The organism is Nocardia noduli (assembly GCF_019038455.1).
GTDB lineage: Bacteria > Actinomycetota > Actinomycetes > Mycobacteriales > Mycobacteriaceae > Nocardia > Nocardia noduli.
Genome location: NZ_JAFMPL010000160.1, coordinates 1 through 11,857 on the forward strand (window position 1 = coordinate 1; position 11,857 = coordinate 11,857).

Sequence of the window (11,857 nt, forward strand, 5' to 3'; positions counted from 1 at the left end):
CGGTATTCCCCTGAGTCACGATATCGAGTAGAACAGGTTCTTATTCTGCTGGCAAGCAGTTGACCGGAAAGGGGTTGATCATGAAGTTCGGATTGCAACTCGGGTACTGGATGGCGCAGCCGCCCGCGAACGCGGGGGAGATCGTCGTCGCGGCGGAGGCGGCGGGATTCGACGCGGTGTTCGCCGCCGAGTCCTGGGGGTCGGACGCCTTCGGTCCGCTGGCCTGGTGGGGGTCGAGGACGGAGCGGGTGCGGCTGGGTACCTCGGTGGTGCAGTTGTCGGCGCGGACCCCGGCGGCGACGGCGATGCACGCGCTGACGCTGGATCATCTCAGCGGTGGGCGTGCGGTTCTGGGGCTCGGCGTTTCGGGTCCGCAGGTGGTCGAGGGGTGGTACGGGCAGCCGTTCGCCAAGCCGTTGCAGCGCACTCGCGAATACGTGGACATCATCCGTCAGGTGCTGGCCCGTGAAGCCCCGGTCACCAATTCCGGTCCGCACTACCCGCTGCCGTACGCGGGGGAGGGAGCGCTGGGGCTCGGTAAGCCGCTCAAGCCGATCGTGCATCCGCTACGTGCGGATTTGCCGATCTGGCTGGGTGCGGAAGGGCCGAAGAACGTCGCGCTGACGGCGGAGATCGCGGACGGCTGGCTCGCCATCTACTACGCGCCGCGGCTGGCGAACATGTACAACGACTGGCTCGACGAGGGGTTCGCGCGGGCGGGCGCGCGGCGTACCCGCGACGACTTCGAGATCGCCGCCAGCTGCCAGGTGGTGATCACCGACGACGCCGCGAGCGAACTGGAACGGATGCGCTGGGTGATGGCCCTCTACATCGGCGGCATGGGCGCGCCCGAGCTGAATTTCCACGCCCAGGTGTACCGGCGGATGGGCTACGACCGCGAGGTCGACGAGATCGGCAGACTGTTCCAGTCCGGGAAGAAGGCCGAGGCCGCCGCGCTGGTCCCGGACGAACTGATCCTCGACACGGCCATCATCGGCGATCAGGAACACGTCAGGGAGCAATTGAAGGTGTGGGAGGCGGCCGGTGTGACCATGATGCTGGTGTCGGTTCCCGACGTCGAGCAATTGCATCGGCTCGCACCCCTTGTCGATTAGTAGAACACGTTCTAAATTCAATGGGGTGTCAGCCTCTCCAGCCCCGTCGGCTCCGCCGCCCCAGGATTCCCCCGTGCAGGAGCCAGTGAAAATTCTCGGTCTGTGGAATATCGCGGACGCCGAACCGGACCGGATCGCCATGGTCGATCCGCTCGGCCGGGAGGTGACCTACCGGGAACTGGCCACCCTCGCCGACCGATACGCCACCGGCCTGCGTGACCTCGGCCTGGAAACCGGCGACGTTCTGGTCAGCATGGTGCACAACAGCGTCGAAGCGATCGCCACCTACTTCGCGGCCTACGAGGCCGGGCTGTACATCGTCGCGGTGAACTGGCATCTCACCGGCCCCGAGGTCGCCTACATCCTCCAGGACAGCGAAGCCAAGGCGTTCTTCGCCAGCGACCGTTTCGCCGCGGCGGCGGTCGCGGCCGCGGACGAAGCGGGACTGCCCGCCACGGCGCGTTTCGCGGTCGGCGAAATCGACGGCTTCGCACCGGTATCCGAACTCGGCGCGGCCGAATCCGGACGGCCGGACAACCGCAGCACCGGCGGACCGATGCTCTACACCTCCGGCACCACCGGCCGCCCCAAAGGCGTCCGCCGCCCGCTCACCGGCGCCGACCCGGATGTGGTTCCGCCCCACACCACCGCCTTCTTCGGCCTGTTCGAACTGGGCGCCTACGACGATCACGTCCACATCTGCGGATCACCGCTCTACCACACCGCCGTCCTCAACTTCGCGACCATCTCCATCCAGTTGGGACACACCCTCGTCCTGATGGACCGGTGGGACGCCGAAGACATGCTGCGCCTGATCGACAAACATCGGGTCACCCACAGCCACATGGTCCCGACCCAATTCCACCGGCTGCTCGCCCTGCCCGACGCGGTGCGCGCCAAATACGACGTCTCCTCACTGCGCAGCATGGTGCACGGCGCCGCGCCGTGCCCACAGGAGACCAAACGGCAGATGCTCGAATGGTGGGGACCCACCGTCACCGAGTACTACGCGGCCACCGAAGGCGGCGGCACCGTCATCAACGGCACCGACTGGCTGCGCAAACCCGGCTCGGTCGGCAAAGCCTGGCCGTGGTCGGTCATCAAGGTGCTCAGCGAAGAGGACGGCACCGAAGTGCCCGTGGGCGAACCGGGACTCGTCTACATGAGGATGGGCGCGTCCAGCTTCGAATACCACCACGCCAAGGAGAAGACCGAGGAATCCCGGGTCGGCGACCTGTTCACGGTCGGCGATATCGGCCACCTCGACAGCGACGGCTACCTCTACCTGCACGACCGGCGCTCCGACCTGATCCTGTCCGGCGGGGTCAACATCTACCCGGCCGAAGTGGAAACCGTACTCATCACCCACCCGAAGGTCGTCGACGTCGCGGTATTCGGAATCCCGCACGAGGATTGGGGCCAAGAGGTCAAAGCCGTCGTGCAACCCGCCGAAGGTATCGACGGCGACGACGAACTCACCGCCGAACTCCTCGCCTTCGCCGCGACCCAGCTCGCGAAATACAAGATCCCGAAATCGGTGGACTACCTGCCGGAACTGCCCCGCGACCCGAACGGAAAGCTGTACAAACGCAAACTGCGCGAACTGTATTGATGGCGGTAATTTTGGCGGCCGGGGCCGCGGGTTCGCGGCCCCTTATGTCTCGCGTCCGAGCGGTCGAGACTCGCGACTTCGTCGCATGCGCTTCGACCGCTCGGACGCGAGACGGGCCGCGAACAGGGCGCTCGTAGGACTCGCGCCTGTGGTGGCTGGGTGTTGATCGTTCGGACGCGGGATGGGCCGCGAATGGGGCGCTGGTAGGACTCGCGCCTGTGGTGGCTGGGTGTTGATCGTTCGGACGCAGGACGGGCCGCGAAACGGGCGCGCCCGGTGTGGTGGGAGTGCCCCTCCCGTTCTCAGGATTGCGTGACGGGGTCGCGCAATTCCAGGGGGAGGTCGAAGAGGGGGAACAGTTTGTCGGTGTCGAGGAAGAAGTTCAGGCCGGCGATGGTGTCGCCTTCCAGTTCCAGGATGGTGATCGACCAGGGGCTGTAGACGCCGGGTTCTTCGGTCGGCTTGTAGTGGCCGAAGGCGACGTGGCCGTTCGCGCCTTCCAGGCGGATGAGTTTGGAACCCTCGCAGGCGCTTCCGGTGCCGAGCATGAAGGCCGCGACATTGTCGGGGCCGGAGATCCAGAGATCGAACGGCGGCATGGACAGGGCCACATCGGCTTTCAGCAGCGTGGTGAGAGTGTCCATGTCGTAGGCCTCGAAGGCGGAGACGAAATCGTTGATCAGTTTGCGCTGATTCTCGTCGGACTCGTCGTAATCGTCTGTGACGGTGGGCTGCACCTTCGACATGGTGGCCCTGGCACGTTGCAACGCGCTGTTCACCGAGGCGGGGGACATGGTGAGGGCTTCGGCGGTTTCGCTGGCCGAGAACCGCAGCACCTCGCGCATGATGAGGATCGCGCGCTGGGTGGCGGGCAGGTGCTGACAGGCGGCGACGAAAGCCAGCCGCAGCGTGTCCTTGGTCGACGCGTGTTCGGCCGGGTCGGCGCCGAAGGCGAGACCGTCGGGGATCGGCTCGATCCAGACGTAATCCGGCTGCGGGGCGGGCAGCGGCGAATCCGGGCGCGACGGCCCGTTGAGGTCCATCGGCCGCGCCCTGCGCTGCGGACCGTCGAGCATGTCGAGGCAGACATTGGTCGTGATCTTGTACAGCCAGGACCGTAGGCTCGCGCGGCCCTCGAACGAGGCGTAGGACTTCCAGGCGCGGGTGAAGGCCTCCTGCACCGCGTCCTCGGCCTCGAAGGACGATCCGAGCATGCGGTAGGCGTAGGCGCACAGCTCCCGCCGGTGCCCCTCGAACGACTTCAGTGCGTCGTCGAGGGTGGTGGACGGGCCGGACGAGTCGGTCATGGATGTCACCATGCCACAGGGGTCCGACAGATCACAGGCCCGAATTCCCGCTACCAGCGGCGTAGGTGATCGGGCTTGTCCAGGGTGCCCGACAGCGAGCGGTGTCGGGCGTCACGATCCCGCGCGTCGCGATGAGTTTCCCGCCGCCGTCTCGTCTGTACCGGTGAACCCGCCGATGTGCTCGAGAGGACAAGACGATGAGCAGCAGGATGATCTTCCTCAATCTCCCCGTGGCCGACCTGACCCGGTCGAAGAATTTCTACGAGGCGCTCGGCTGGAAGGTCAACCAGGACTTCACCGACGAGAACGCCGCGTGCATCGTCGTCGACGACAACATCTGCCTGATGCTGCTGACGAAGGAATTCTTCCCGACCTTCACCAAACGGCCGATCGCGGATACCGTCGCCGCGATCGGCGCTGCCTACGCGCTGTCGCTGTCGAGTGCCGCCGAAGTGGACAGCGTCACCGAGGCCGCCGTCGGCGCGGGTGCGATCGAAGAGGTCAACGAGGACAAGCGCGCGCAGGAGGCGCAGGTCGGCATGCACGGCCGCACCTTCATCGACCCCGACGGTCACCAGTGGGAACCGTTCTGGATGAAGGGATGACGCGGCGGCCCCGGGGCCGCCGCTATCTCAACTTCCGGTGAAGTTCGCCTTGCGCTTCTCGGCGAATGCCTTCGGGCCTTCTTTGGCGTCGGCCGATTTGAATACGGCGGCACCGAGTTCGGCGTCGATCTTGAAGGCTTCCTCTTCGTGCATACCCTCGGTGTCGCGAATGGTGCGCAGGATGGCCTGTACGGCGAGGGGGCCGTTGGCCGTGATCTGTGCGGCGATCTCCAGCGCTTTGTCCAGGGCGGTGCCGTCGGGGACCACGTGACCGATCAGGCCGATCTCCTTGGCCTCGGCGGCGCTGAGATGTCTGCCGGTCAGCAGGATTTCCGCGGCGATGGTGTAGGGGATCTGGCGGACCAGGCGCACGGCCGAGCCGCCGAGCGGGAACAGTCCCCAGCGTGCTTCGGACACGCCGAATTTGGCACTCTCGCCCGCCACGCGGATATCGGTGCCCTGGAGGATCTCGGTGCCGCCCGCGATGGCCGCGCCCTCGACCGCGGCGATCAGCGGTTTGGTGAGCCTGCGGCCCTTGAGCAGCGCGTCGATCTTGGACAGATCCCAGCCGCCGCCTTTGAACGCGTCACCGGGATGCGAGGTGGTCATGGCCTTGAGGTCGGCGCCGGAGCAGAACGCGCCGCCCGCGCCGGTCAGGATGGCCACCCGGATGTCGGGATCGTCGTCGACCTGGTCCCACGCGTCGCGCATGATCGCGAGCATTTCGCCGGAGAGCGCGTTACGTGCCTCCGGCCGATTCAGGGTGACGATGAGAACGTGGTCGCGCTTCTCGACGAGGCAGTGCGGCATCGGGATTTCTCCTGACTTTCTAGCCGGGGATGGCAAGTCGGCGGATTCGGCCCGGTGCGGGCAAAATCAGCCTTGTCAGGAACAGTAACACGTTCTATTTTTAGCTTGTGAGCCACAACATAGCGGACCTTGTCGAACACGCCATCGACCTCATGCCGGATCGCGTCGCCCTGGTCGACGACACCCGTGAGGTGACGTACGCGCAGTTGGAGGAGAGAGCCAACAAACTGGCCCATTACCTGCAAGAACAAGGGGTTCGGCCGGGGGACAAGGTCGGCCTCTACTCGCGGAACACCATCGAGGCCGTCGAGACCATGGTCGCGGTGTTCAAGGCCAGGGCCGTCCTGATCAACGTCAACTTCCGATACGTCGAGAACGAGTTGCAGTACATCTTCGACAACTCGGATATGGTCGCGCTGATCCACGAGCGCCGCTACAGCGACCGCGTGGCCTCCGTACGCCCGAACACCCCGAAGTTGAAGACCGTCGTCGTTGTGGACGACGATACGACCGGCACCGTCGCGACCGCAGCGGATTCGATCGATTACGACGCGGTGCTCGCGGCCTCGTCGGGCGAGCGCGATTTCGGCGAGCGTTCCCCCGACGACATCTTCATGATCTACACCGGCGGCACCACCGGCCTGCCCAAGGGCGTCATGTGGCGGCAGGAGGACTGGTGGCGCGTGCTCGGCGGCGGCATCAACTTCGTGACCGGCGAAGTGGTGCAGGACGAATGGCAGCAGGCCAAGGTCGGCGCGGGTAATCAGCAGATGGTGCGCTACCCGATTCCGCCGCTGATCCACGGCGGATCGCAGTCGGCGGTGTTCCACGGACTCTTCGACGGCGGCAAGACCATCATGCTGCCCGAATTCAGCGGGCACGGAGTGTGGCAGGCCATCGACCGCCACACCGTGAACCTGATCTTCATCACCGGTGACGCGATGGCGCGGCCCATGCTCGACGCGTTGCAGGCCGGAAATCCGGAAAACGGCGCTCCGTACGCGCACGCGACGCTGTGGGCGATGGCGAGCAGCGCGGCGCTGTTCTCCCCGACGCTCAAGGACCAGTTCATCGAACTGCTGCCGAGCACCATGATCACCGATTCGATCGGCTCGTCGGAAACCGGTTTCGGCGGCCTGTCGATCGCGACCAAGGGCGCCACCCACACCGGCGGCCCCAGGGTGAAGATCGACGCCTCCACCGAGGTGCTCGACGACGACGGCAATCCGGTGGTGCCCGGTTCCGGTCAGATCGGTTTCCTGGCCCGCAGGGGGCATATCCCGCTCGGGTACTACAACGACGAGGTCAAGACCAAGGCGACGTTCAAGGAGTTCAACGGCGTGCGCTACTCGATTCCCGGCGATTACGCCCGGGTCGAGGAGGACGGCGCGGTCACGATGCTCGGTCGCGGTTCGGTGAGTATCAACAGCGGCGGCGAGAAGATCTACCCGGAGGAGGTCGAGGGCGCGCTCAAGGCGCATCCGCAGATCTTCGACGCGCTCGTCGTCGGCGTCCCCGACGAGCGCTGGGGCCAGCGGGTGGTGGCCGTGGTGCAGTGTCGCGGCGAGCAACGCCCCTCGCTGGAGGAATTGCGCCCCATGCTGAGCCAGGAGATCTCGGCCTACAAATTGCCGCGCAGCCTGTGGTTCGTCGAGGAGATCAAACGTTCTCCCGCGGGCAAGCCCGACTACCGCTGGGCCAAGGAACAGACCGAGATCCGCCCGGCCGACGATCATGCCGAGGCGAGCGCCAAGTAATAATCGGAAACCCATCCCCGCACGGAGCAAGGTTTCCAGTGACACCCCCACAGAACTCCCTCCCACCCGGGAACATCCCGCTCGCGTTCTTCCGGGAGACCGCGCTCGGATTCGACCCGCTGCCGTTGGCGGCGGGCGCGTGGTCGCCGGATTCGGTCAACGGGCCCGCGGTCTGTGGATTGCTGGCGCGTTCGCTCGAGATCGAGCACTGCCCCGACGGGTTCACGCCGGCGCGGCTCACCGTCGATCTGTTCCGGCTCACTGCGCGCCGTTCGGTGTCGGTGCGCACGACGGTGGTCCGCTCGGGCAACAGGATCCGGGTCGCCGATGCCGAACTCGTCCAGGACGAGGTGACGGTGGCGCGGGCCTCGGCGGTGTTCCTGCGACGTTCGGAGCAGCCTCCGGGCGACCTGTGGACACGTGGGGACGTTCCCGCGCCGCCGCCCGCCGAACTACTCGGCGCCACGGGGATGCCGCTGTGGGGCAGCGACGGACATCCCGACGGCTGGACGCACGAACTGGTCGAACACCAGAACGGCAGCCGCAAGCGCTGCTGGCAGACGCCGGTGCCGGTGGTTCTGGGTCGGCCCGCGTCCGCCTTCGCCGCGGCCGCGACGATCGGGGAGTCGGCGAGTCTGATGACCAACTGGGGCAGCGCGGGGGTCGGCTTCATCAACGCGGATCTGACCATGGCGTTGACCAGGGCCGTCCAGGGCACCGCGATCGGTGTCGAGGCGGACAGCCATCTGAGTCTGGACGGGATCGCGGTGGGTAGCGCGACGCTGTTCGACCGCGCCGGTTCCTTCGGCACCTGCGTGGTGACGGCGCTGGCCAACGCCGAACGGCAGGTCGATTTCGCCGAGGATCGCTTCGCCGCGATGCGTTCGGGTCAGGTGTGAGCCTGTTCGGTCGCGTGTAGGCGGTCCACGAGCGCGCTCAGGGATCTGGTCACCTTGCCGCGATCGGCGGCGACGCGGTCCAGGCCGCTGGACGCGAGCGCTTCCGTCATCGCCGCGAACGCGAGTTCGCCACGGCGGGTGGGGAATACGAGAACCCGGCGACGGTCGGTGTCATCGACTCGGCGCAGTACGAGATTGTCGGCGATCATCGCGTCGATCAGGCGGGTGAGGCTGGCGCCGGTGCACAGCGTCGCCTCGGCGAGCTGCGACATGGACCTGCCGTCACCCGAGGTGACCGCGGTGAGGACATGCCAACGACCGACCGAGGATTCGCCCAGGCGGGTCGCGATCGCGCGATCCAGTTCCTGTGACGCCTGGCGTATGAGCCGTGCCAACTCCTCCAGTGCGGCGGGGGCGGTGCTATCGTCCACGTCAGCACTATATATGCGGCGGTGATATTCCATGGCGGCCTCGGCTTCACGTGGCAGGCGGACGAGCGTCGATATCGCACTTGTGATTCCGCTGAGCGGACCCGCGGGCATGTTCGGGCCTTCGTCGGAGGCGTGTGCCACGCTGGCCGCCGAGGACATCAACGCCATGGGCGGCATCCTCGGTCGCCCGGTGCGCCTGCATCCGGTCGACGCCGGGGCCCCGCTGCCGGAACTGTCGGCTCGCATCGACCGGATGGTGAGTCTGGGCCAGGTAGACGGCGTCGTCGGCTGGCATCTGTCCACCGCGCGCAAGGTGATCACCCCGCATACCGCGGGCCGGGTCCCCTACGTGTACACCACCTTCTACGAGGGTGGGGAGGACGCCGACGGCGTCTACATGATCGGCGAGACTCCCGAACAGCAACTGTTCCCCGCGTTGCGCTGGATGCGTTCGGAATTCGGCGTCCGCAGCTGGTGCGTGATCGGCAACGACTACGTGTGGCCGCGTGAGACGGTCAGGGCGACAAGGGAATACGTCGCGAACACCGATATCGACATCGTCGGCGAGGGGTTCGTCCCGCTCGGCGGCCGGGATTTCGCGCCGCTGCTGGAACTGATCGGGAACTCGCCCGCCCAGGGGGTGTTGCTGCTCATGGTCGGCGCCGACGGAGCCGCATTCAACAGCGCTTTCGCGCGAGCCGGACTCGATGACGGCCGGATTCGGCTGAGCATGATGATCGGTGAGGATGTGCTGTACGCGGGCGGGCCGGACAGTTCGCGCGGACTTTATACGGCTTCGGGCTATTTCGAGAGCGTGATCTCCCCCGGTGGGATGGATTTCGGCAGCCGGTACGTCGCCAGGTACGGGACGTTCGCGCCCGCGCTGAACAATATCGGCGAATCCTGTTACGAGGGACTGCTTCTGTTCGCCTCGCTGGCCGAGGCGGCGCGCAGTCTGGACGTGCGCGCGATCGAGCGGCACGCGGGGCGGGTCAGCTACGACGGTCCGCGCGGCGAGGTCAGGGTGCGCGGGTCGCACACCACCCAGCCGGTTTTCCTGGCGGACGCCAACGAACTCGAATTCAGTGTGCTCGCCGAGCTGATGTCCTGATCAGGGGCCTCGACATCGGGGGCCTCCGGTACCCGGGCGTACAGCGGGGGTGAGTGCGGTGGTGCGCCGTAATCGGAAGTTCACACTGTGGTTTCACGGTGGAGACATCACTGTCGTTGGATCATCACCGTACGAAATAGGTTCACCTGAAAATAAATGAGGCCGCGATGATCGAGGCGACCGCCGGGGCGACGCCCTCGGTGCGACGTCACTCGCGCGGCCCGCTGGACTCCGTGTGTGCCCGGCCGTGCCGGCGGCCGGGCACACACGGGGGCCGGATATCAGGGCACGAGGGAGCCCGCGTTCGGCCAGAAGGGATCGGCCCGCCGATGGGGCGGGCCGATCCCGACCGGATTCGGCTCAGCGATAGGCGAGTTCGGCGAGCCGGAAGGCCAGCTTGTGGCGCACGGCGGGGATTCGGGTCAGCGTCGAGAGCGCGGTGTTGCGGATCAGGCGTGCCGGGCGACCGCGCAGGGTGCCCGTCCTCGTCATCAGATCGGTGAAAGCGACCACGTCCTTCGCCACCGGGCGACGGGTGGTCTCGTAGGTGTCGAGCAGCGTCTTGGGCTCACCCGCGAGCACCCTGGCCAGTAGTCCGCCCAGGACGGCCGCGTCCTGGATGCCGGTATTCATGCCCTGGCCACCCGCCGGGCTGTGCACGTGGGCGGCGTCGCCCGCGAGCAGGACGCGGCCCGCGCGGTAGTGGTCGGCGACGCGGTGGTGGATCCGGAAACGTGAACCCCACAGCACCTCGGTCACTTTCACCGCACCGCCGGGGCCGCGCGCGTCGAGTATCGCCTGGATATCGCCGACCGAGGGATGTTCCGGCGCGTCGTCGAGCGAGGCGACCACCCGGTACCTGTCCGGGGTCTCGTCGTCCGGCAGCGGAGCGACCACCGTGACGCCGTCGGGTGAGAGATGCAGCGCCACCTCGTTTCTGGCGACGGGCCAGTCCATGCGGACATCGGCCAGGACGAACGAGGTCGGATAGGTGTCGCCGGTGAAGCCGATCCCGGCCTGCTCCCTGACGAGGCTGTGCATACCGTCCGCGCCGATGACGTATCCGGCGCGCATGGTTCCCGCGGTGTCCGTGCCGTCCAGGTATTCGACGGTCACGCCGGTGTCGTCGTCGGTGATCCGGGTGACCCGGTAGGGCCTGCGGACATCGCCCCCGGCCTTGCGCAGGCGGGCCAGCAGTATCGCCTCGGTGACCTCCTGCGGGGCCATCAGGGTGAAGGGGTACCTGGTGGGGAGTCCGTCGAAATCGATGGCGGCGAGGGTGCGGGCGCGGTCGCGCACGATGAGCCGGGGGACCTTTATGCCGCGGTCGATCAGCTCGTCGGCGATGCCGAGTTCGTCCAGCACCTCGAGGGTTCTCGCGTGCACGACCGCGGCGCGGGAGGTGTTGGCGCCCTCGCTCAGTCGGTCGAGTACGACGACGTCGGCACCGGCGTCGGCCAGCATGATCGCGGCGGTGAGTCCGGCCGGTCCCGCGCCGACGATGACGATATCGGCGGATTGCGGCAGCGGGGTGGTTGTCATGACGACTCCTAGGTCAACGGCTGTAGGCCAACGCTTGTTGGCATAACCGTAACGCCGGGCGGCTCGATAAGTCAACACTTGTTGGCCTACAATCGTTGGCATGACAGTCGACGCAGACCAGCTCCCCGCGCGCCGCTCGGACGCGACCCGCGCCGCGATCCTGGACGCGGCGCGCGCCCGCTTCGCCGCCGAGGGGTACCGCAAGGCCACGGTGCGTGCCATCGCGGCCGACGCCGCCATCGATCCGTCCATGGTGATGCGCTACTTCGGCAACAAGGAGGGTCTGTTCGCGGCCGCCGTCGAGATCAGCCTCGACCTGCCCGACCTCTCGGGCGTCGACCCGGACGGCATGGGGGAGTTGCTGATCCGCCGTTTCCTCGGCGTCTGGGAGGAATCGCCGGGCAACGAGGTCATGCTGACGCTGCTGCGCACCGCCATCACCGACGACTCCGTCGCAGACCGGGCGCGCGCGGTATTCGCCGACCAGGTCACCCCCGCCGTCCTGCGCGTCGGCGACCCGACCGACGCCCCCCGCCGCAGCGGCCTCATCGCGACCCAACTCCTCGGCCTCGCCCTGTGCCGCTACATCCTGCGCCTCCCCCCGGTCCTCGCCCTGACCCCCGAGGAGATCGTCACCGACCCTGTCCCTTATACACATCTCCGAGCCC

Annotated in this window: 11 protein-coding genes; 7 read left to right on the top strand and 4 right to left on the bottom strand. The window is 67.0% G+C overall.

Features of this window, described 5'->3' with window-relative positions; translation table 11 throughout:
• The first annotated feature begins 80 nt into the window (after nucleotides 1-80).
• Nucleotides 81-1,115, top strand: a complete 1,035-nt coding sequence (locus JZ792_RS39100; protein WP_216917937.1) for an LLM class F420-dependent oxidoreductase — start codon at nucleotides 81-83, stop codon at nucleotides 1,113-1,115.
• Nucleotides 1,116-1,188: 73 nt separating this feature from the next.
• Entirely contained in the window at nucleotides 1,189-2,727 is a 1,539-nt protein-coding gene (locus tag JZ792_RS39105) for an acyl-CoA synthetase (RefSeq protein ID WP_308165625.1), read from the top strand.
• A 302-nt stretch (nucleotides 2,728-3,029) separates the two neighbouring features.
• Here the strand turns inward: JZ792_RS39105 and JZ792_RS39110 are convergent, their stop codons facing one another.
• Nucleotides 3,030-4,034 carry a sigma-70 family RNA polymerase sigma factor gene (locus JZ792_RS39110; protein WP_216917938.1) on the bottom strand — a complete coding sequence of 335 codons (1,005 nt, stop codon included), beginning with the start codon at nucleotides 4,032-4,034 and terminating at the stop codon, nucleotides 3,030-3,032.
• A 197-nt stretch (nucleotides 4,035-4,231) separates the two neighbouring features.
• On the opposite strand from JZ792_RS39110, the gene JZ792_RS39115 reads away from it, so the two are divergent.
• Nucleotides 4,232-4,639, top strand: coding sequence for a VOC family protein (locus tag JZ792_RS39115; RefSeq protein ID WP_216917939.1), 408 nt, complete (start codon nucleotides 4,232-4,234; stop codon nucleotides 4,637-4,639).
• Between the two features lie 27 nt (nucleotides 4,640-4,666).
• Here JZ792_RS39115 and JZ792_RS39120 read toward each other — a convergent pair whose 3' ends face one another.
• Nucleotides 4,667-5,449, bottom strand: coding sequence for a crotonase/enoyl-CoA hydratase family protein (locus JZ792_RS39120; protein WP_216917940.1), 783 nt, complete (start codon nucleotides 5,447-5,449; stop codon nucleotides 4,667-4,669).
• Between the two features lie 107 nt (nucleotides 5,450-5,556).
• On the opposite strand from JZ792_RS39120, the gene JZ792_RS39125 reads away from it, so the two are divergent.
• Nucleotides 5,557-7,206: an acyl-CoA synthetase gene (locus tag JZ792_RS39125; protein ID WP_216917941.1), complete on the top strand. Its 1,650-nt coding sequence runs from the start codon at nucleotides 5,557-5,559 to the stop codon at nucleotides 7,204-7,206.
• A 38-nt stretch (nucleotides 7,207-7,244) separates the two neighbouring features.
• Entirely contained in the window at nucleotides 7,245-8,105 is an 861-nt protein-coding gene (locus tag JZ792_RS39130; protein WP_308165626.1) for an acyl-CoA thioesterase domain-containing protein, read from the top strand.
• On the opposite strand, the gene JZ792_RS42795 is transcribed toward JZ792_RS39130, so the two are convergent.
• Complete coding sequence (locus JZ792_RS42795) at nucleotides 8,096-8,536, bottom strand: MarR family winged helix-turn-helix transcriptional regulator (RefSeq protein WP_157978487.1); 441 nt, start codon at nucleotides 8,534-8,536, stop codon at nucleotides 8,096-8,098. The two genes, JZ792_RS39130 and JZ792_RS42795, sit on opposite strands and share 10 nt — an antisense overlap.
• A gap of 31 nt (nucleotides 8,537-8,567) precedes the next feature.
• Between JZ792_RS42795 and JZ792_RS39140 the strand changes: the two genes are divergently transcribed.
• The gene (locus JZ792_RS39140) at nucleotides 8,568-9,647 is read left to right on the top strand and encodes a substrate-binding domain-containing protein (RefSeq protein ID WP_109525183.1); all 1,080 of its coding nucleotides are present in this window, start codon (nucleotides 8,568-8,570) and stop codon (nucleotides 9,645-9,647) included.
• A gap of 360 nt (nucleotides 9,648-10,007) precedes the next feature.
• Here the strand turns inward: JZ792_RS39140 and JZ792_RS39145 are convergent, their stop codons facing one another.
• Complete coding sequence (locus JZ792_RS39145) at nucleotides 10,008-11,189, bottom strand: FAD-dependent oxidoreductase (protein WP_216917942.1); 1,182 nt, start codon at nucleotides 11,187-11,189, stop codon at nucleotides 10,008-10,010.
• Between the two features lie 100 nt (nucleotides 11,190-11,289).
• Here JZ792_RS39145 and JZ792_RS39150 point away from each other — a divergent pair.
• Nucleotides 11,290-11,857, top strand: a 568-nt coding sequence (locus JZ792_RS39150) for a TetR/AcrR family transcriptional regulator (RefSeq protein WP_216917943.1), incomplete at its 3' end; no start/stop codon positions are given.

What these genes read in the sequence shown, in the direction of transcription:
- JZ792_RS39140 (WP_109525183.1), top strand. Translation starts at nt 8,568, where the DNA reads ATGGCGGCCTCGGCTTCACGTGGCAGGCGGACGAGCGTCGATATCGCA.
- JZ792_RS39115 (WP_216917939.1), top strand. Translation starts at nt 4,232, where the DNA reads ATGAGCAGCAGGATGATCTTCCTCAATCTCCCCGTGGCCGACCTGACC.
- JZ792_RS39100 (WP_216917937.1), top strand. Translation starts at nt 81, where the DNA reads ATGAAGTTCGGATTGCAACTCGGGTACTGGATGGCGCAGCCGCCCGCG.
- JZ792_RS39145 (WP_216917942.1), bottom strand. Translation starts at nt 11,189, where the DNA reads ATGACAACCACCCCGCTGCCGCAATCCGCCGATATCGTCATCGTCGGC.
- JZ792_RS39120 (WP_216917940.1), bottom strand. Translation starts at nt 5,449, where the DNA reads ATGCCGCACTGCCTCGTCGAGAAGCGCGACCACGTTCTCATCGTCACC.
- JZ792_RS39110 (WP_216917938.1), bottom strand. Translation starts at nt 4,034, where the DNA reads ATGACCGACTCGTCCGGCCCGTCCACCACCCTCGACGACGCACTGAAG.